The organism is Mesorhizobium sp. C416B, assembly GCF_030323165.1.
Lineage (GTDB): Bacteria > Pseudomonadota > Alphaproteobacteria > Rhizobiales > Rhizobiaceae > Mesorhizobium.
In genome coordinates this window covers 910,519-930,148 of sequence record NZ_CP100471.1, presented here as the reverse complement: position 1 = coordinate 930,148, position 19,630 = coordinate 910,519, and the positions used below count along the sequence as shown (strand labels likewise).

At 62.7% G+C, this 19,630-nt stretch carries 21 protein-coding genes and 1 pseudogene; 13 read left to right on the top strand and 9 right to left on the bottom strand.

From position 1 onward, the window contains the following. Positions 1–4: 4 nt before the first annotated feature. Positions 5–466: a preQ(1) synthase gene (gene queF / locus NLY43_RS04750; protein WP_023713074.1), complete on the bottom strand. Its 462-nt coding sequence runs from the start codon at positions 464–466 to the stop codon at positions 5–7. 140 nt (positions 467–606) lie between these two features. On the opposite strand from queF, the gene NLY43_RS04745 reads away from it, so the two are divergent. Continuing rightward, positions 607–2,652 (top strand): oxidoreductase, encoded by a 2,046-nt coding sequence (locus NLY43_RS04745; protein WP_023713073.1) that lies wholly within the window; start codon positions 607–609, stop codon positions 2,650–2,652. Positions 2,653–2,870: 218 nt separating this feature from the next. Here the strand turns inward: NLY43_RS04745 and NLY43_RS04740 are convergent, their stop codons facing one another. After that, entirely contained in the window at positions 2,871–3,278 is a 408-nt protein-coding gene (locus NLY43_RS04740; protein ID WP_023713072.1) for a hypothetical protein, read from the bottom strand. Between the two features lie 192 nt (positions 3,279–3,470). Here NLY43_RS04740 and NLY43_RS04735 point away from each other — a divergent pair, with 192 nt between their 5' ends. Continuing rightward, on the top strand, positions 3,471–3,875 hold the full coding sequence (locus NLY43_RS04735) for a MarR family winged helix-turn-helix transcriptional regulator (protein ID WP_023672921.1): 405 nt from the start codon (positions 3,471–3,473) through the stop codon (positions 3,873–3,875). Between the two features lie 21 nt (positions 3,876–3,896). On the opposite strand, the gene NLY43_RS04730 is transcribed toward NLY43_RS04735, so the two are convergent. Beyond that, the gene (locus NLY43_RS04730; RefSeq protein WP_023672920.1) at positions 3,897–5,963 is read right to left on the bottom strand and encodes a putative bifunctional diguanylate cyclase/phosphodiesterase; all 2,067 of its coding nucleotides are present in this window, start codon (positions 5,961–5,963) and stop codon (positions 3,897–3,899) included. 310 nt (positions 5,964–6,273) lie between these two features. Between NLY43_RS04730 and NLY43_RS04725 the strand changes: the two genes are divergently transcribed. From NLY43_RS04725 to NLY43_RS04715, 3 genes are all read left to right on the top strand, one after another. Continuing rightward, positions 6,274–7,461, top strand: coding sequence for a glycine C-acetyltransferase (locus NLY43_RS04725; protein WP_023694421.1), 1,188 nt, complete (start codon positions 6,274–6,276; stop codon positions 7,459–7,461). A 131-nt stretch (positions 7,462–7,592) separates the two neighbouring features. Beyond that, positions 7,593–8,627, top strand: coding sequence for an L-threonine 3-dehydrogenase (gene tdh / locus NLY43_RS04720; protein WP_023672918.1), 1,035 nt, complete (start codon positions 7,593–7,595; stop codon positions 8,625–8,627). An 18-nt stretch (positions 8,628–8,645) separates the two neighbouring features. Then, positions 8,646–9,269, top strand: a complete 624-nt coding sequence (locus NLY43_RS04715; protein ID WP_023711623.1) for a DUF4304 domain-containing protein — start codon at positions 8,646–8,648, stop codon at positions 9,267–9,269. Between the two features lie 31 nt (positions 9,270–9,300). On the opposite strand, the gene NLY43_RS04710 is transcribed toward NLY43_RS04715, so the two are convergent. Beyond that, positions 9,301–9,744, bottom strand: a complete 444-nt coding sequence (locus NLY43_RS04710) for a MarR family winged helix-turn-helix transcriptional regulator (RefSeq protein ID WP_023711622.1) — start codon at positions 9,742–9,744, stop codon at positions 9,301–9,303. A gap of 120 nt (positions 9,745–9,864) precedes the next feature. Here NLY43_RS04710 and hmgA point away from each other — a divergent pair, with 120 nt between their 5' ends. The 6 genes from hmgA to NLY43_RS04680 are packed head-to-tail and all read left to right on the top strand — an operon-like array spanning position 9,865 to position 14,264. Then, positions 9,865–11,178 (top strand): homogentisate 1,2-dioxygenase, encoded by a 1,314-nt coding sequence (hmgA, locus tag NLY43_RS04705; RefSeq protein WP_023711621.1) that lies wholly within the window; start codon positions 9,865–9,867, stop codon positions 11,176–11,178. A gap of 10 nt (positions 11,179–11,188) precedes the next feature. Beyond that, a complete protein-coding gene (locus NLY43_RS04700) occupies positions 11,189–12,052 on the top strand; it encodes an MBL fold metallo-hydrolase (RefSeq protein ID WP_023711620.1) in 864 nt (287 codons plus the stop codon). Then, positions 12,049–12,393: a DUF7660 family protein gene (locus NLY43_RS04695; RefSeq protein WP_023713593.1), complete on the top strand. Its 345-nt coding sequence runs from the start codon at positions 12,049–12,051 to the stop codon at positions 12,391–12,393. The genes NLY43_RS04700 and NLY43_RS04695 overlap by 4 nt, the downstream gene beginning before the upstream one ends. 15 nt (positions 12,394–12,408) lie before the next feature. Continuing rightward, entirely contained in the window at positions 12,409–13,422 is a 1,014-nt protein-coding gene (locus NLY43_RS04690) for a fumarylacetoacetate hydrolase family protein (protein WP_023711618.1), read from the top strand. 12 nt (positions 13,423–13,434) lie between these two features. Beyond that, positions 13,435–13,731 (top strand): hypothetical protein, encoded by a 297-nt coding sequence (locus tag NLY43_RS04685; protein WP_023694415.1) that lies wholly within the window; start codon positions 13,435–13,437, stop codon positions 13,729–13,731. Beyond that, the gene (locus NLY43_RS04680) at positions 13,728–14,264 is read left to right on the top strand and encodes a DinB family protein (RefSeq protein WP_023711617.1); all 537 of its coding nucleotides are present in this window, start codon (positions 13,728–13,730) and stop codon (positions 14,262–14,264) included. Before NLY43_RS04685 ends, NLY43_RS04680 begins: the two co-directional genes overlap by 4 nt. 3 nt (positions 14,265–14,267) lie before the next feature. Here NLY43_RS04680 and NLY43_RS04675 read toward each other — a convergent pair. Then, positions 14,268–14,426, bottom strand: a pseudogene (locus NLY43_RS04675) (type II toxin-antitoxin system Phd/YefM family antitoxin); the annotation flags it as partial. Positions 14,427–14,548: 122 nt separating this feature from the next. After that, a complete protein-coding gene (hppD, locus tag NLY43_RS04670) occupies positions 14,549–15,664 on the bottom strand; it encodes a 4-hydroxyphenylpyruvate dioxygenase (RefSeq protein WP_023711616.1) in 1,116 nt (371 codons plus the stop codon). 135 nt (positions 15,665–15,799) lie between these two features. On the opposite strand from hppD, the gene NLY43_RS04665 reads away from it, so the two are divergent. Continuing rightward, the gene (locus NLY43_RS04665; RefSeq protein WP_023689628.1) at positions 15,800–16,267 is read left to right on the top strand and encodes an Lrp/AsnC family transcriptional regulator; all 468 of its coding nucleotides are present in this window, start codon (positions 15,800–15,802) and stop codon (positions 16,265–16,267) included. A gap of 224 nt (positions 16,268–16,491) precedes the next feature. Here the strand turns inward: NLY43_RS04665 and NLY43_RS04660 are convergent, their stop codons facing one another. Next, on the bottom strand, positions 16,492–16,830 hold the full coding sequence (locus tag NLY43_RS04660) for a protein tyrosine phosphatase family protein (protein ID WP_023689629.1): 339 nt from the start codon (positions 16,828–16,830) through the stop codon (positions 16,492–16,494). Positions 16,831–17,037: 207 nt separating this feature from the next. Here NLY43_RS04660 and NLY43_RS04655 point away from each other — a divergent pair, with 207 nt between their 5' ends. Then, complete coding sequence (locus NLY43_RS04655) at positions 17,038–17,382, top strand: RidA family protein (protein WP_023682919.1); 345 nt, start codon at positions 17,038–17,040, stop codon at positions 17,380–17,382. A 121-nt stretch (positions 17,383–17,503) separates the two neighbouring features. Here NLY43_RS04655 and hutC read toward each other — a convergent pair whose 3' ends face one another. Further along, the gene (hutC, locus tag NLY43_RS04650; protein WP_023711615.1) at positions 17,504–18,244 is read right to left on the bottom strand and encodes a histidine utilization transcriptional repressor HutC; all 741 of its coding nucleotides are present in this window, start codon (positions 18,242–18,244) and stop codon (positions 17,504–17,506) included. After that, a complete protein-coding gene (locus NLY43_RS04645) occupies positions 18,241–19,593 on the bottom strand; it encodes a formimidoylglutamate deiminase (protein ID WP_023711614.1) in 1,353 nt (450 codons plus the stop codon). Before NLY43_RS04645 ends, hutC begins: the two co-directional genes overlap by 4 nt. Positions 19,594–19,630 lie beyond the last annotated feature (37 nt).

Sequence of the window (19,630 nt, the reverse complement as noted above, 5' to 3'; positions counted from 1 at the left end):
CAGTTCAGCCACGGCCGCGATAGGGGGCAACGCCGGTGTCGGGCAACCAGGCGCCTTCGGGCGGAGCGCCGGTCTGCCAGAAGACATCGATCGGAATGCCGCCGCGCGGATACCAATAGCCGCCTATGCGCAACCACAGCGGCTTCGTTGCCGCCACAATGCGGCGGCCGATCATCACCGTGCAGTCTTCATGGAAAGCGCCATGGTTGCGAAACGAAGTCAAAAACAGTTTGAGCGACTTCGATTCCACAAGGGTGGCATCGGGTGCGTAGTCGATGACGATATGAGCGAAATCCGGCTGTCCGGTTACCGGGCAGAGCGAGGTGAATTCCGGGCAGGTGAAGCGCACGATCGCCGGCGGTCCGTCGCCGCGCTGGAACGGCACGGTCTCCAGGACCGCAGTCTCCGGGCTCTGTGGCGTCTCGACGTGGGCGCCGAGCTGGGTGAGGGTTTTGGTATCGATCATCGTGGTTTTCCTGGGGATTTTCCGCGCTCATTAGCATCGGATCAAAAAGTGTGCAGCGATTTTCGGATAAATTCGATGCTTAAGACAAGAACTGGAGCAGCGCGCGCTGCTCCGACACAAACTGGAATGGCAGGAAGATGATGACCAGCAACGACCCGCTTCTCCAGCCTTACCAGCTCAAACACCTGACGCTGAAGAACAGGGTGATGTCGACCAGCCACGAGCCGGCCTATTCCGAGGACGGCATGCCGAAACAGCGCTACCGGCTCTACCACGCCGAAAAGGCCAAGGGCGGCATGGCGCTGACCATGACGGCGGGCTCGGCGATCGTCTCGCGCGACAGCCCGGCCGCCTTTGGCAATCTGCATGTCTATGACGACCGCATCGTGCCGTGGCTGGCCGAACTGGCGGACGCCTGCCACGAGCATGACTGCAAGGTGATGATCCAGATCACCCATCTTGGTCGCCGCACCGGCTGGAACAAGGCCGACTGGCTGCCGGTGCTGTCGGCTTCGCCGGTGCGTGAGCCGGCGCACCGCGCGTTCCCCAAAACCATCGAGGACTGGGACATCGAGCGCATCGTCGCCGACTATGCGTCGGCTGCGCAGCGCTGCCAGGCCGCCGGCCTCGACGGCATCGAGTTCGAATCCTACGGCCATCTGATGGACGGCTTCTGGTCGCCCGCCACAAACCATCGCGACGACGAGTTCGGCGGTTCGCTCGACAACCGGCTGCGCTTCACCGACATGGTGCTGGATGCCGTGCGGGCGGCGGTCGGCGAAAAATTCGTCGTCGGCATCCGTATGGTCGCCGATGAGGATTTTGACAAAGGCCTGTCGAAGGAGGAGGGCGTCGAGATCGCCAGACGGCTCGCGAATTCCGGCAAGGTCGATTTCCTGAACATCATCCGCGGCTCGATCGAAAGCGACGCGGCGCTCACCAAGGTTATCCCGGTGACCGGCATGCGCTCTTCCCCGCATCTCGATTTCGCCGGCGAGGTGAGGGCGGCAACGAAATTTCCGACCTTCCATGCGGCGCGGATTTCCGATGTGGCCACGGCGCGCCACGCCATCGCGACCGGCAAGCTCGACATGGTCGGCATGACCCGCGCCCATATCGCCGACCCGCACATCATCAAGAAGGTCATGGAAGGCCGCGAGCACGAGATCCGGCCTTGCGTCGGCGCCACCTATTGCCTCGATCGTATCTATGAAGGCGGCGAGGCGCTGTGCGTCCACAATGCCGCGACCGGCCGCGAGGCCGAGATTCCGCATATCATCCTGAAGACCGAAGGGCCCAGGCGGAACGTCGTCGTCGTTGGCGCTGGCGCTGGCGGGCTCGAGGCAGCTCGCGTCATGGCCGAACGTGGCCATCATGTCACGGTGCTTGAAGCCTCCGGTCAGGCCGGCGGCCAGGTTCGGCTCGCGACGCAGAACCCGCGCCGCAAGGAACTGATCGGCATCATCGACTGGCGGCTGGCCGAACTCGACCGGCTCGGCGTCGGGATCCGCTACGATACATGGGCCGAGCAGGACGATGTGCTGGCGCTGTCGCCCGATGTGGTGGTGATCGCCACCGGCGGCCTGCCGCAGAACCCGCCGCTGACATCAGGCGACAATCTCGTCACGTCGAGCTGGGACATCATGGCCGGCAGCGTCAAGCCGGCGGAGAACGTGCTGCTCTTCGACGACAATGGTGGCCACCAGGGCATGGGCGCGGCGGAGCTGATCGCCAATGCAGGGTCAAAACTGGAGCTGGTTTCGCCGGAGCGCTTCTTCGCCCCCGAAATGGGCGGCATGAACCACGTGCCCTATATGCGCGCCTTCCAGGAGAAGGGCGTCACCATCACCATCAACACCAGGCTGCGCTCGGTACGGCGCGAGGGCAACCAACTGGTCGCCGAACTCGCCTCCGACTTTGCCGATGGCTGGCGTGGCGAAAGGCGGGTCGACCAGGTGGTGGTCGAGCACGGCACGGCGCCGCTCGACGATCTCTATCTCCAGCTGAAACCGCTGTCGAAGAATGGTGGCGCGGTCGATTACGAGCGGCTGGTCGGCGGCGGCGATATTTTTCCTTCACGCAACCCCGAAGGCGGCTTCGTGCTGTTGCGCATCGGCGATGCGGTCGCCTCGCGCAACATCCACGCGGCCATCTATGATGGCATCAGGTTCGGCTTGCGGGTGTGAGCTTTACAAGCGGCCTACGGCTTGTTCCAAAACTCGATCTCACCCTTCCGGCGGGCGCAACTCGATCGATCAAAGTGATGGGTGGCGCGCAGCCAAACCTCTGTGCGGAGAGCCACCTTGCACATCCGTCCGAACTGCGCGCCGCGTACGCCACCGCCCGGGAGCCAGGCGGCGTACGACGCGGAATGCTTCAACCGGGAGGCAACGCGCGGCAGGGCTCAAATCATCCTGGCCGTCGCCATGCAAAGCACGGTGAGTACCAGCAGCCAGGCGGCGATGCGCTCGCCGCGGGCCATTTTGCTGCGCAGCGCCGCTTCCGTTGCGGCGTCCGCGCCGGCAAGCTGCCGGCTGGTCTTGCGGACGACGACGCTGAGAACGCCGGCAGCGGCGAAGGCGGCCAGGATGCCTAGCGCCAGCACCATTTCCATCGAGCCGAAATAGGCGCCGTGGAAGAAATACCAGAGCAGGGCGCCGGTCACGAACACCATGCCGGCCGAGCCCATTTGCGGTCCGATAAAGCGCTCCGCCCTGATCTCGGGGTCGCGGGCAAGCGTGATGGTGGTGCCGGCCCAGAACACACCGGCCATGACGTGAAGGCCGATAACGACGATGTAGACATATTGCATGACCGCTTCCTCCTTGCCCGCCGCCCGTCCTCGGATCCCTGTCGAATGCAGGATGATACGAACTGGGTAGATCGACACGCATGATAGTTAGGTATCAAATGGTTCGATGTCAATGTATAATGCCGCGTTCCATCGCTCGGCGCCTTGTTCTACTGTCGGCGCATGACTCCCTTTGACCGTCCGCCAATCGGCATGAATCTCGCGCGCACCTCCAAGCTGGTGGCGCAGGCCTTTGACGCCGCTTTGGTCGAGGCCGGCGGCACGCTGCCGGTGTGGCTGACCTTGCTTTCGGTCAAGTCGAGCGAGCTTGCCAACCAACGCGAACTTGCCGGCATGATCGGCATCCAGGGCGCCACGCTCACCCACCATCTCAACGCCATGGAGGCGCAAGGCTTGCTGACGCGCCGCCGCGATCCGGACAACCGCCGGGTTCATCTGGTCGAACTGACGCAGGCGGGCGAAACGATGTTCCTGAAGCTGCGGGCGGCGGCTCTCATCTTCGACAAGCGGCTGCGCGCGGGATTGCCGGACGACAGGCTGGCGGAGTTCGCCGAGGTGCTGGCGGCATTGCGGGCGAATGTCGCGCCGGCCAAATGACCGGCACCGGTGGGCAATAGTCTAGGCTAAATTGCCCTGAAGCACCTTCAGCTTGGCTTTCTTCGGGCTGCGCGCCAGCAGCCATTCGCGCGCTTTGTCCTGCGGCATCGGGAAGGCGATGGAATAGCCCTGCACCTGATCGCAGCCGATTGCCATCAGCGAATCGAGCTCGGCTTCGGTTTCCGCGCCCTCGGCGACGATCGAAATGCCGAGACCGCGCGCCAGCTCGGTGATGGCGCGCACGATCTTGGTGTTGTCGCCATTCTCGTTGATGTTCTGGACGAAGCGGCGGTCGATCTTCAGCCGGTCGATCTCGTTGGGATTGACGTGGCTGAGCGAGGCATAGCCGGTGCCGAAATCGTCGAGCTCAAGATGGACGCCGGCAGCGCGGATGTGGCGCAGCTTCGCCGCGATGCCCGTCTTCTCGTCGTCGAGAATGACGGATTCGACGATTTCCAGCGACAGTTTCTGCGGAGCAAGGCCGGCCTTTTCCAGCGTCGCGAACAGGAAGCGGTCGAAGTCGGGTTCGCGCAGCTCGGTGCCGGACACGTTGACGGCAAGCCGGCCGAAAGCGATGCCGGCGCGATCCCATTCGGCTGCTTGCTCGATCGCCTTGGTAAAGACGATGCGGCCGATCTCGGGCATGAAGCCGCATTTTTCGGCGACCGGAATGAACTCGCCCGGCGCAATCATGCCGCGCTCGGCATGCTTCCAGCGCACCAGCGCCTCGATGCCGCTGATGGCGCCGTTGCTCAGCGACACCTGCGGCTGGAAATAGACTTGGAAGGCGTTCTCCGAAATCGCGACCTTGATGTCGTGCTCGAGCTGCTTGCGGTAGTCTAGCTCGCGCCTGAGTTCCTCGGAGAAGAACGAGAAGCTGCCGCCGCCGAGCTTTTTGGCGGAATAGAGCGCGAGGTCGGCGTGGACGAGCAGATCCTCGGCATTGTCGGCGTCGATGGGATAGACGGCAATGCCGGCGCTGGCCCCTGGAAGGATGGTCGTGCCCTGGAAGGTAATCGGCTCGTTGATCTCCTCCAGGATGCGCCGGGCCAGCATGTTGATGTCCTCGGGGCCGCCGGCGCCATTGAGGATCATCACGAATTCGTCGCCGCCAAGGCGCGCGCAGAGATCCGACGCACGGCAGGAATCGCGCATGCGCTGCGCGGTGACGACCAGCACATAGTCGCCGGCGGCGTGGCCGAGTGTGTCGTTGATCTGCTTGAACCGGTCGAGGTCGAGCTGGATGACCGCCAGCCTCTCGCGCCGGCGATGCGCGCCCTTGATCAGCGTTTCGAAGTGGTCGGTCAGGAAGGTGCGGTTGTGCAGGCCGGTCAGCCCGTCATGTACGGCGATGAAGGCCATCGAGTTGCGGGCATCGACAAGCTCGTGCGTCTTGCGCAGGATCGCCTTCGACATCGGCCGGAAGATGAAAAGCGCCACCAGGACGATGACGCCGATGGTGGCGTAGAACAAGGTGCGATGGAGATCGAGGAGCTTTTCCGACCGCTCGTCTGCGAATGCGGCGATGCGTTGGCCGAGCGCGGCATAACCCGACAGCGTCGCATTGGCGACGGAAGCATCGAGATTGACGCGCTCGCCGCCGCCCTTGTAGGCGGCATTGCCGGAGAGCTGGGATTCGAAGGACGAGATCAGCCTTTCGCCATTGGCGACCAGCCCGACCGAGAAATAGTCGAGGTGGAACGGCTTGCCGTAAAGCACGCTCTCGATCGACTTTGGATCGGACAATGCCGGTGACAGTGGGTCGGCTCCCGTCTGTTTGAGCAGCAGGTCGTAGTTCGTCTCGAACTCGGCGGTCGCCTGTTTCAGCGCGGCAACCAGGGCCGGCTGCTTGTCACGCGCGGCGGAGCCGGTTGCGCTGGTCAAAAAGACAATACGCTGCGACAGCGCCTTCTGGGTGCTGACGATGTCGAGCAGAGTATGGTTGTGCTGTTGCGCCGCCATCATCTGCTGCAGCAGGATGAAGGAGGCCATCACCATGGCGGCGATGATCAGCAGCGCCAGCCAGTAGCCGCTCTTGATCAGCAGGATGAGTTTGCCCGAGACGGTTTGCGCCGGCTGCTGCGACATATTCTAGGTGACCCCTCGGTCGACGGATTTCTGCCACTGATTCGTGGCGAGAAGACCATTGGCTTGAAAGGGTTAACAGGTCTGGAAGCCGGCGGAACTGTTGCTTCGGCAGTAAACGAAAGCTGCCGAGATGGTTATCATGTTCTTTCGCGGCATAGCCGTATTCGCGTGCCTGCTACTCCAGCATGCGGGCCATGCGATCGGGTCGCGCCAGGGTTGAGCCCGCCGTGCCACCGAAACGGTCGCTTTTGCGATGGATTTTTAGTGCGCGTAGCGCGACAGTCGCGCCAATCTCAACAGGACCTGATCCATGAGCGCGGCATTCCTCTCCCATATCGACAACGAACTGCAAGGGCTGAAATCCGCCGGGCTCTACAAATCCGAGCGGGTGATCACCTCGACCCAGTCGGCTGAGATCGAAGTCGGCGGCGACAAGGTGCTGAATTTCTGCGCCAACAACTATCTCGGCCTCGCCGACAGCTCAGAATTGCGCGATGCAGCCAAAGGCGCGCTCGACCGCTACGGCTACGGCATGGCCTCGGTGCGCTTCATCTGCGGCACGCAGGAAGAGCACAAGCAGCTTGAATCAACGATTTCATCATTCCTCGGCATGGACGACACCATCCTCTACGGCTCCTGCTTCGACGCCAATGGCGGCCTGTTCGAGACACTGCTCGGCGAGGATGATGCGATCATTTCCGATGCGCTGAACCATGCCTCGATCATCGACGGTGTGCGGCTGTCGAAGGCCAAGCGTTTCCGCTACGCCAACAACGACATGGCCGATCTCGAAGCCCGGCTGAAGGAGGCGAAAGACTGCCGCTTCCGCCTGATCGCCACCGACGGTGTGTTCTCCATGGATGGCATCATCGCCAATCTTAAAGGCGTCTGCGACCTCGCGGAAAAATACGACGCCATGGTCATGGTCGACGACAGCCATGCCGTCGGCTTCGTCGGCAAGAACGGCCGCGGCTCGGCCGAGCATTGCGGTGTCGAGGGCAGGGTGGATATCATCACCGGCACGCTCGGCAAGGCGCTCGGCGGCGCCTCCGGCGGCTACACCTCCGGCAAAAGCCAGGTCGTCGACTGGCTGCGCCAGCGCTCGCGGCCCTATCTCTTCTCCAACACGCTGATGCCGGCGATCGCCGGCGCCTCGATCAAGGTGTTCGAGCTGATCCGAAATGGCGACGCCCTGCGCCAGCGCCTATATGCCAATGCGGCGCGCTTCCGGTCCGAGATGGGCAAGCTCGGCTTCACGTTGGCCGGCGCCGATCACCCGATCATCCCGGTGATGCTGGGCGATGCCAGCCTAGCGCAGGAAATGGCGGCGCGCATGCTGAAGCGCGGCATTTATGTCATCGGCTTTTCGTTCCCGGTGGTGCCGAAAGGCCAGGCGCGCATCCGCACCCAGATGTCGGCGGCGCACTCCAGCGCCGACATCGATCGCGCCGTGGCGGCATTCGCGGCGGTCGGCAAGGAATTGGGCGTGATTGGCTGAGAGTTTTACCCTCCCCCATGTCGGGAGGCGGGGTGGGGGTCTGCAGGGTCACGACCTCCGCCAGTTTTTTGACCCCCATCCGGCCCTTCGGGCCACCCTCCCCGCAAAGGGGGAGGGTAAGGAGTTGTAGCATGTCGAACATGATGAAGGCGCTGGTGAAGGCCAAGGCCGAACCGGGCATCTGGATGGAAGAGGTGCCGGTGCCGGAGATCGGCCCTAACGACGTGCTGATCAAGGTCAAGAAGACGGCGATCTGCGGCACCGACGTCCACATCTACAATTGGGACCAGTGGGCGCAGAAGACCGTGCCGGTGCCGATGGTGACCGGCCATGAATTCGTCGGCACGGTGGCCGATTTCGGCGCTGCGGTCACCGAATACAAGGTCGGCCAGCGTGTCTCCGGCGAAGGTCACATCGTCTGCGGCCATTGCCGCAATTGCCGCGCCGGCAGGGGGCATCTCTGCCGTAACACGCTCGGCGTCGGCGTCAACCGCCCCGGCGCCTTCGGCGAATATCTGGCGATCCCGCAGCACAATGTCGTGCCGATCCCCGACGATGTGCCCGACGAGATCGCCGCGATCTTCGATCCCCTGGGCAATGCCGTCCACACCGCTCTGTCCTTCGACCTGGTCGGTGAAGACGTTCTGGTCACCGGCGCCGGGCCGATCGGCATCATGGGCGCGCTCGTTGCCCAATGTGTGGGGGCGCGAAAAGTCGTCATCACCGACATCAACCCGGTGCGGCTGGCGCTGGCCAAAAAGCTCGGCGTCCAGCATGTCGTCGATGCCTCGAAGGAAAAACTGCGCGACGTTATGCCGGCGCTGGGCATGACCGAGGGTTTTGACGTCGGCCTCGAAATGTCGGGCGCCGCGCCCGCCTTTCGCGACATGATCGACACCATGAACAATGGCGGCAAGATCGCCATTCTGGGCATCGCGCCGACCGGCTTCGAAATCGACTGGAACAAGGTCATCTTCAAGATGCTGCACTTGAAGGGCATCTACGGCCGCGAAATGTTCGAGACCTGGTACAAGATGATCGCCCTGGTGCAGGGGCCGCTGGATGTGTCGGGTCTGATTACGCACCGCATTGGGATCGACGATTTCCAGACGGGGTTTGACGCGATGCGGAGCGGCAGTTCGGGCAAGGTGGTGATGGATTGGTGAGGCACGTGTGGGTGCAAGATGGCGGACAATGAGCACGGTCGTATCATTGCCTCGCAGGCAAAGTTCGTACTGAAGCCGGCCGGATTTCGACGCAAAGGGCAGTCCCGAATCTGGATCGCCGATCGCGGCTTCTGGCTAAGTGTAGTCGAGTTCCAGCCCAGTTCCTGGTCCAAGGGCACTTACCTTAACGTAGCAGTCCACTGGCTCTGGGGTTCGCTTCCGGAAACGATTACCTTCGATCACGTTGAGCGCATTGGACAGTTCGTTCCGTTCGAGAGCCCGCCTCAGTTTCTTCTCGCGGTTGATCAAATGGCCAAGAAGGTCGTCGAAATCGATCAGGTTCACCGATCGATGTTCCCTTCCGTCCAAACCACAGCGAAAATCCTCGTGAGTGAATTGCAGCCGGGCGCCTACGGCGAGTGGGCGGCCTTCCACGCCGGGGTGGCGGCTGGTTTGGCCGGTGATTTTGAAACGGCAAGGCGACTGTTTGAAAGCGCTCAAAGACACGCGGCTTCGCAAGCGCAGGCGCTTCTAGCCTACATTGATGATCCGGCGGCATTTCGAAGCGGTGTCAGAGGCTTCATTGAAGCCGAACGCGCCTATTACGGTCTAGGGGCGTTGCCTGCCGCATTCGCGATCTGATTTCAGCGACGGTCGAACTTATGGGAAGATCTCAACCCAAGGTGAGTTTTGCCTCCAGCGCCGCCACCCCATTCACAATCGCCGCCCGCTCTTCCGTACCAAGCCTCGCCAGCAACTGCCGTTCAAAGGCTTTCGCCAGCGGCACCATCTCGCGATAGGCGGCCAGTCCCGCCTTGGTCAGCGCCAAATGCTCCACACGCCGATCATTCTCGTCCGGCGTGCGCGTCAGCCAGCGCCGCCGCTCAAGCTCCGCCACCGCCCGCGAAACCTTGGTCTTGTGCATGGCCGACTGCTCGCCGAGCGCCGTCGCGGTCATCGTGCCGCGCTGTCCGAGCCCAGAGAGTGTGCGCCATTCCGGCCGCGTCAGGCCGTGGCGGTCGCGGTAGATTTTTGAAAATTCGCGGCTGACAGCGTCGGCCAGCCGGTAGAGCCGGTAGGGCAGGAAGCTTTCGAGTTCGAGAACTTCAGGTTCCATCTGCGCACCGTGGATGCGTTCGCCGTTGATAGTTACATTTTCAATGGTTACAAATGAAACCAGTTTGGTCAACATCGCTGGCAGCCGCTCTTCAAGGGTGCCGGGATCAGGGAGGATCGGATGGCCTATTCCTACATGCCGGGCTTCGGCAATGATTTTGAGACCGAAACCTTGCCCGGCTCGCTGCCGCAAGGGCGCAACTCGCCGCAACGGCCGGCCTACGGGCTCTATGCCGAGCAGCTTTCCGGCTCGCCCTTCACGGCCCCGCGCGGCACCAATGAGCGCTCCTGGCTTTATCGGATCCGGCCGAGCGTAAAACACACCGGCCGCTTCAAGGCGGTGAACTATCCCTTATGGAAGACCGCCCCCAATGTCGGTGACCACGAGCTGGCGCTTGGCCAATACCGCTGGAACCCGGTGCCGATGCCGAAGGAGCCGACCGATTTCATTCAGGGCATGCGCACCATCACCACCGCTGGCGATGTGCTGGGCCAAAGCGGCATGGCGGCGCATGTCTATGTCGCCAACCGCTCGATGGTCGACGACCATTTCTTCAACGCCGACGGCGAGTTGCTGATTGTCCCCCAGGTCGGTGCCTTGCGCTTTGTCACCGAGATGGGCGTCATCGAGCTTCGGCCCGGCGAGATCGCCGTGCTGCCGCGCGGTCTGGTGTTCAAGGTCGAGCTCGCCGACAAGGAAGTGCGCGGCTATGTCTGCGAGAATTACGGCGCCAAGCTGACGCTGCCCGACCGCGGCCCGATTGGCGCCAACTGCCTGGCCAACCCACGCGACTTCAAGACGCCCAGCGCCTGGTTCGAGGAGAAGGAGACGCCGTGCCGGCTGACGGTGAAATGGTGCGGCAATTTCAACGTCACCGAGATCGGCCATTCGCCGCTCGACGTCGTTGCCTGGCACGGCAACTATGCGCCCTACAAATATGATCTGGCGACGTTTTCGCCGGTCGGCGCCATCCTGTTCGACCATCCCGATCCGTCGATCTTCACCGTGCTGACGGCGCCGAGCGGCGAGGAGGGCACCGCCAATATCGACTTCGTCATCTTCCCGCCGCGCTGGCTGGTGGCGGAAGACACGTTCCGGCCGCCCTGGTACCACCGCAACATCATGAGCGAGTTCATGGGCCTGATCCATGGCCAGTACGACGCCAAGGAAGAAGGCTTCGTGCCCGGCGGCATCAGCCTGCACAATCTGATGCTGGCCCACGGCCCCGACGCACCTGGCTTCGAAAAGGCCTCGCGCTCCGAGCTGAAACCGGTCAAGCTCGACAACACGATGGCCTTCATGTTCGAGACCCGATTCCCGCAAATGCTGACCCGCTACGGCGCCGAGCTTGAAACAAGGCAGGACAATTACATTGACTGCTGGACCGACCTGAAGAAGCGCTTCAACGGCACGCCGGAGGGCGACTGGTCTTGAGATCAGCTCGATGAGCGACCGGCTGGTGCTTCTCGGCTCGAAAGGCGGCCCGGCATTGCGGTCGGGCGGGCCGTGGCCGAGTTCGTCGCTGCTGGAGCTTGGCGGGCGGACCATCGTCGTCGATTGCGGGCTGGGTGTCACGCGTGGCCTGGTCGATGCCGGCGTCAGCCTGAAGGCGCTCGACCTGATCTTCGTCACCCATCTGCATTCCGATCATGTGCTGGAACTGGGGGCGCTGCTCCACACCGCCTGGACCGCCGGTCTGGCCAATCCGGTGACGTTGTTCGGACCGCCCGGCACCGGGCATTACTGGCGGCGCTTCTGCCAGGCGATGGAGTTCGACATCGAGATCCGAATCGTCGACGAAGGCAGGCCGGACATCCGCGAACTGGTTTCGATCGTTGAATTCGGCGAAGGCCAGGTTTTCGCACAACGCGGCCTGAAGGTCTCGGCACTGCGCGTCGACCATCCACCGGTAACCGACTGTTTCGCGCTGCGGTTCGAGCAAGGCGGTAAAAGCGTCGTCTTCTCATCCGACACCGCCTTCTTCCCGCCGCTCGCCGGCTTCGCCAAAAATGCCGACATCCTCGTCCATGAAGCCATGCTGGACGAGGGCATCGAGAGGCTGGTCGCCAGGACCGGCAACGGGGCGCGGCTGAAGGAGCATCTGCTCGCCAGCCACTCATTTGCCGAGGAAGCCGGCCGCATCGCCACCGATGCCGGGGTGAAGAGGCTGGTGCTCAACCACCTTATTCCGGCCGATGATCCCGAGATCGGCGGGGCCGACTGGGAGGTTGCTGTCAGGAAATCGTGGGTAGGTGACTTGACGATTGCCCGCGACGGCTTTGTTGTGGGGCTGGAGGCAAAGACGTGACGGATGAACAACACTGGGAGGATCTGCGGGCATCCGAGGCGCGGTCCTCGGAAAGCCTTCGATTGCTTCTCGACGATGTTCAGGATTTGCAGTCTTTCATCGGGTTCATCGACGGTCTGAGGCGAGATAGCGAGGATGCGGACCGCAAAGAAGCGTTGAAACCGGCGGGACCCTATTCTTCAGGTTGGAATGGATGGGAAAACGGCTCGATCAGCGCCTTTCTCGAGCGGGCTGTCGCTTGGACTGAAGACAATCAGGGTGGCGATCCGGCATTCCTGGCTGATGAAAATCCTTGGAAGGCCGCTGCGAGAATTATCTACGCCGGCAAATATTACGAATAACCATTGGGAGGATGCATGAAGCTTGCCACATTGAAGGACGGGACGCGCGACGGAAAACTCGTCGTCGTCTCGCGCGACCTGACGCGCTTCACCGACGCCTCGTTCCTGGCGCGCACGCTGCAGGCCGCGCTCGACGACTGGCAACGGATTTCGCCGCATCTGGCGACCATCGCCGAATCGCTGGAGAACAATGCGGTGCCGTCGGCACGCTTCCATGAGCATGATGCCCATTCGCCGCTGCCACGCGCCTATCAATGGGCCGATGGTTCGGCCTACGTGAACCATGTCGAGCTGGTGCGCAAAGCCCGCGGCGCCGAGATGCCGGCAAGCTTCTGGACCGATCCGCTGATCTATCAGGGTGGCTCGGATTCCTTTATCGCGCCGCGCGAGCCGATCCGCGCGGCGGACGAAGCCTTCGGCATCGACATGGAGGCGGAGGTCGCCGTCGTCGTCGACGATGTGCCGATGGGCGCCAGCCTCGACCAGGCGCGCGCTGCGATCCGGCTGGTCATGCTGGTCAATGATGTGACGCTGCGCGCGCTCACCGGACCCGAACTCGCCAAGGGGTTTGGCTTCTTCCAGTCGAAGCCGTCCTCGGCTTTTTCGCCGGTGGCGGTGACGCCGGACGAACTCGGCGACGCCTGGGATGGCGGCAAGGTCAACCTGCCTCTGCTCGCCGACGTCAACGGCAAGCCGTTCGGCCGTGCCAATGCCGGCGTCGACATGACCTTCGACTTCCCGGCGCTGATTGCCCATGCCGCAAAGACACGGCCGCTGGTTGCCGGCACCATCATCGGCTCCGGCACCGTCTCCAACAAGCTGGATGGCGGGCCGGGCAAACCGGTGGCGGCCGGCGGCGCCGGCTATTCCTGCATCGCTGAACTGCGCATGATCGAGACCATTGAGTCTGGCGAGCCCAAGACGCCGTTCCTGCGCTTTGGCGATACGGTGCGTATCGAGATGAAGAATAAAAGCGGAAACTCGATCTTCGGCGCCATCGAGCAGAAGGTCGAGAAGTCCCAGGCATAAGAGGGGGCAATAGTGACGGGAGAGGCGTTCTACCTGCTGGCCGGCGTCTGGGCGCTGGCCATTCTGGTGGTCTTCATCCAGGCGATCCGGCTGAGCTACCGAATCGAGGCGCGCTCGCCCGATCTGACCAACCGCAGTGGCTACCCGCGCAAGGCGATGATGTTCCACACCATCACCAACACCAATGTGGCGCGGGACGAGGAGACGCAGGCGATGCGGCGGCGCATGAACCGGCTGCTGCTGATCGTTGTCGCCGGCTTCGCGGTGATGGCGGCTGGCATTGGCCTGATCAGACGAATGAACGCGTGACCCTGCTCGAGCATTTCAGCCGCATGGCCGGCAACAATCTCTGGTCGAACGACCGGCTCTATCGGGCCGTGCTGCAGCTAAAGCCCGGCGAATTCGAAGCCGAACGCACCAGCTTCTTCCCGTCGATCAAGGCAACGCTCAACCACATCCTCGCGGTCGATCATCTCTATCTCGATTTCCTTGAGGAGGGCGGCGTCGGCGCGGCCGCCCATGACGATTACGTGCCGTTCGATGACCCGCAGGCGCTGTTTGCCGCTCAGGTCGCGGCCGACTGGCGCCTGATCGCCTTTTGCGAGAAGCTGTCGGAAGCGGATGTCGACCGTCAGGTCATCACCGACCGGCGCGAGGACGGCATGATCCGCGAAAAGATCGGCGACATTCTCGCCCATGTCTTCCTGCACGACATCCATCATCGCGGCCAGGTGCACGCGATGCTCTCGGGCAGCTCGGTCGCGCCGCCGCAGCTGGACGAGTTTTTGCTCGATTATGATTTGAAGGTGAGGAAAGAAGAGGTCGAGCGGTTGGGCCTCTGACCTTTATCTGGTGTACTCGTTCCATTCAGGGCCGAGTTTGTCGAAATCGTCTGAAATCCAAATCTTCCCCTTCAGGGCACCTATGCGCGACAACAAGTCTTCTCGAACTGGTGGCACGAGCCGCGCCGCGATCTTGCCGTGACGAGTGATGACTATCTCCTCGCCGGCTTCCGCGCGGCCGACGAGTTCCGATAGTTGGCCTTTGCTTCGGTTATGGAGACGTTCACGGCTTGACCCTTTTGATCGAAACTTAGATCAAGGCCGATCGAGCCGCAAACGGGGGTTCACGCCGCCTTGCCATCGACCTTGATTACGCCGCGCTTGATCTGGTCCTGCTCGATCGACTCGAACAGCGCGCGGAAATTGCCTTCGCCAAAACCTTCGTCGCCCTTCCTCTGGATGAATTCGAAGAAGATCGGGCCGATCACGGTTTTGGAGAATATCTGCAGCAGGATCTTGGTCATGCCGCCGTCGACCACGCCTTCGCCGTCGATCAGGATGCCGTGCTTCTTCATCCGCTCGATCGGCTCGTCATGCCCGTTCACCCTGTTGTACGACATGTCGTAGTAGGTCTCCGGCGGACCGGGCATGAACTTCAGCCCGTTGTCGGCAAGCTTGTCGGTGGCGGCGTAGATGTCGTCGGTGCCGACGGCGATATGCTGGATGCCTTCGCCATTGTACTTCTTCAGGTATTCGGCGATCTGGCTGGTGTCGTCCTTGGATTCATTTAGCGGAATGCGGATCTTGCCGCAGGGCGAGGTGATGGCGCGGCTGACCAGGCCGGTGATCTTGCCGTCGATGTCGAAGAAATGGATCTGCTTGAAGCCGAACAGCTCGCGATAAAAGTCCCACCATTTGTCCATCTGGCCGCGATAGACATTGTGGGTGAGGTGGTCGAGGAAATAGAAGCCGACGCCTTGCGGCCGCGGGTCGCGTTCGCCCAGCCACTCGAACTCGGCATCATAGGCCGAGCCCTTCTTGCCATAGGCTTCGATGAAATAGAGCAGCGAGCCGCCAATGCCGACAATGGCCGGCACGTCGAGCGCCTTGTCGTTGCCGTCGTAGGGCGTGGCGCCTTTCGATACCGCATGCTCGAATGCGTGCTTGGCATCGACAACACGCCAGGCCATTGAGGCGGCGCAAGGGCCGTGTTTGTCGACGAACTTCATCGCATGCGAGCCCGGTTCGGCATTGACGACATAGTTGATATCGCCCTGGCGCCAGACGGTGATGTCCTTCGTGCGGTGCTTGGCCATCGCGACATAGCCCATGCGGGTGAACAGTTCTGCTAGCTTCTGCGGCTCCGCATGCGCGAACTCGACGAACTCGAAACCGTCGGTGCCGGCGGGGTTTTCCTTGCTGATCTTTGCGGGCGGGGCGTCGTGCGGGAAGGGACCCATGGCATTGCTCCAAAACTGGCGGTGGCCGCAGCGGACCATGTGCAATCATAACGCGGAGCGGCTGCACGGTGCTTGCATTCAAACGCTTGAAATGATCAGATCGTGCGTGAATTGTGCACAAACGGACCAAAGATCATGAATGAGACGCGCATCGATCAGTTCGACCGCAAGATAATGGCACTTCTGCAGGGCGATGCGCGGCTGACCAACAACGACCTGTCGGAGCGGGTGAACCTCTCCGCCTCCCAATGCTCGCGCCGCCGCCAGCGGTTGGAAGAGGACGGCTATATCAAGGGCTACCGGGCGGTGCTCGACCGCGACAAGCTCGGCTTCTCGCTGGTCAATGTCATCTCGGTGACATTGGCCACCCACAACCGCGACAATGCGCGGCGCTTCGGCGAATTGCTGGCGCGGCTGCCGGAAGTGCAGGAGGCGCACGCGCTGACCGGTGAGATGGACTACATCTTGAAAGTGGTGACCCCCGATCTGAAATCGCTGTCGGAATTCGTCAACGGCGTGCTGTTGCCGCACGACTCCGTGCAGCATGTAAAGACCGCGATCGTGCTGGAGACGCTGAAGGAGACCGGGGCGCTGCCGATCTAGTTTGAGAGAGTTTCAGTTGATACGTCGGCGGGACAGCACCCCCCTCTGGCCTGCCGGCCATCTCTCCCGCAAGGAGGGAGATCAGCAGCTTTGTCGATAGCGCTCATCCTGCAACGTCGGCGATTGGCGAAAAGCGAAGGCGACATCCGATCTCCCCCCTTGCGGGGGAGATGATGTCCGGCAGGACAGAGGGGGGTGTGAGGGATCGCCAGCGCCTCAGATGCTCACCCCTTGGACTGCTGAATCAGCCCGTAGAGATTGGTGCAGCGCGCGCCGGAGCGGCAATAGGCAAACACCGGGCCTTCGAGCGCGTCGAGCGCTTTGGCCTGATCTTCGACATTCTCGGCTGTGATCTGGCCGCTGATTACCGGGATGTAGCGGAAGGCCAGCCCCGCGGCTTCGACCGCCGCCTTGACGCTGTCGGCCGAAGGCTGGTCGGGCTGCTCGTCATCCGGCCGGTTGCAGATCACGCTCTTGAAACCGGCTTCCTTGATGGCGGCGGCATCTTCGGGCTGGATCTGGCCCGAGACCGAATAGTCCTCGCTGATTTCTCGATATTCCATGGCTCTCATCCTCTCAACCTGGTTTGGCGCGAAGTCTTGCCACTCTCACACGAGGTCGGCAATCCGCGCCGGAAAGAAATACCTCGGCGCAGATAGACATTTGCGGTCTAAGATCCAACCCAGGCTCAAGAGGTTTCGCGCTGTTGGCCTTGCCCGAAGCCGGCAGCGACTCTAAACAGGCGCACCGACAAACGAAGGAACCATCCCATGAGCATTCGTCGCATCGATGTTGGCCCGCGCATGAGCCAGATCGTCATCCACGGCAACACCGTCTATCTCGCCGGCCAGGTCGGAACGCCCGGCGCCAGCGTTGGCGAACAGACGAGGTCGATCCTCGCATCTATCGACGAACTGCTGGCCAAGGCCGGCACCGACAAGACCAAGATCCTGCAGGCGATCATCTGGCTGGCCGATATGGGCACCTTCGCCGAGATGAACAAGGAATGGGACAAGTGGGTCCCGCAAGGCAACACGCCCGCCCGCGCCACGGGTGAGGCCAAGCTTGCAGGGCCGGAATATGTGGTCGAGATTATTGTTACGGCGGCGATTTAAAGTGCAGCCTTCTACCTCCCCCTTGTGGGGAGGTCGGACCGAAGGTCCGGGCGGGGGCTGGCGCCGACCCCCACCCCGCTGCTTCGCAGCGACCCTCCCCACAAAGGGGAGGGTAAAGGAGCTACCCCTGCGAAGGCCTGAACCGCGCCACCAGCGTGTGGCTCTCCGCGGCATAAGTGAACCTCACCTGCGTCACCGGGTGCTCCGCGCTCCAGGTCCGGCGTTCGACCACCAGGCACGGTGCGCCGGTTGCGACGTCGAGGGCTTCGGCAATATGCCTGTCGGCCGCCACCGCGCGGATGCGGTGCTCGGCCTCACTCCATGGCACGCGGCCGATCAGCCAAGGGCCGGGGGCGATGTCGAGAAACTCCTCCTCGGCGGCTTCCGCGACGGCGGCGAGATTGATCAGCCGCTGTTCGTGCGCGAACGACCGCTTGCCGGCGAAATGCCGGCATTCAAGCGCCAGCACCTGTCCGGCTGAGTCCAGTTCCAGCAAGGCGCGATCCTCGGCGCTGCTGCGCCTTTTCTGCCGCGCCAAGCGCTCGTAACGATAAGCCAGGCCAAGCGACTCAACCTCGATCCTGATGTCGTGGATTTCCAGCACCGCGGCCTGCGACTGCGGCTGGCGGACAAAGCTGCCCGAACGGCGGCGGCGCTCTATCAGCCCGGCCTTGGCCAGCTGCGACAGCGCCTTGTTCACCGTCATGCGCGAGCAATGATACTGCGCCGTCAGCTCGTGCTCGAACGGGATGCGGTGGCCCGGCGCCCAGGCGCCGGACATTATTTTCTCGCTGATGTCGGACAGGATGCGCTGGTGCAGCGAGCCGCCGCCTTCCGACGCCGCTGTCTCAATCATGCTCATGCCGCAAGCGCCGTCATCACCTGGCGAAAGCGCTCTGCAATCGGCTCGCGCCTGGAATGCCGGCCGCCGCTGACCTGCTTTTTCCCATGCACCCAGACGCAATCGACCTTGCCGCCATTGGCAAAGATCCAGGCGTCGAGGATCGCATCGCCACTTTTTCCGGCCAGCGAAGGATGGTTTTCGTCGAGGGAGACGAAATCAGCCGCGGCGCCGGCGGCGATCCGCGACGGGCCGGCGCCGAGTGCGGTGCTGCCGCCATCGAGGGCGGCGTCGAACAGAGCCCGCCCGGTCGAGCCGCCGGCCACCGCCAGCACATTGCGGGCGCGGTGTGCGAGGCGCTGCGAATATTCGAGCTGGCGCAATTCATCCGGCAGGCCGATCAGCACGTTGGAATCCGAGCCGACGCCGAAGCGGCCGCCATGTTCGATGAACAGAGGTGCTGAAAAGGTGCCGTCGCCGAGATTGGCCTCGGTGATCGGGCAAAGCCCGGCAATGGCGCCGCTTCTGGCCATGCCGGTTGTCTCATCCTCGGTCATGTGGGTGGCGTGGATCAGGCACCAACGCTTGTCGATCCCGGCATTGGCGAGCAGCCATTCGACCGGTCGCGCACCCGACCACGCCAGGCAATCCTCGACCTCCTTCACCTGCTCGGCGACGTGGATGTGGATCGGTCCGTCCGGCGCAATGGCGGCAACAGCGCTGAGTTCCTCCGGCGTCGCGGCGCGCAGGCTGTGCGGGGCGACGCCGACGACAGCCTGATTCAACGCACGAACCGATTCGCGGCATTTCTCAACCAGCAGGGAGAAGCAATTCACATCGTTGATGAATCGCCGCTGGCCTTCATTGGGCGCAGCGCCGCCAAAGGACGAATGCGCATAAAACACCGGCAGCAGCGTCAGGCCGATACCGATCTCGGCGGATGCAGCGGCAATGCGCTCGGCCATTTCGGCAAGGTTGGCATAGGCATTTCCATCGCGGTCATGGTGGAGATAGTGGAATTCGCCGACGCGCGAAAAACCGGCTTCCAGCATCTCGACATAGAGCTGCGCGGCGACCGCCTCGACCTGGTCCGGCGTCATCGACAGCGCGAAGCGGTACATCACCTCGCGCCAGCTCCAGAAGCTGTCGGCGGAGGGACCGCGCAGTTCGGCAAGCCCGGCCATGCCGCGCTGGAAGGCATGGCTGTGCAGGTTCGGCATGCCGGGTACCAGAATGGCGTGGCGTTCGTCGTCGGCCTGCTGCGAAGAGCCCGGCTCGACCGTCGCGATGCGACCATCCGTGACGACGATCCGCACCTTGTCATGCCAGCCATCGGCCAGCAGCGCCTGTTCCGCAAAGATCGCCGTCACGTTTTTCTCCGCATTCCATCAACAATGCACTTGCAGC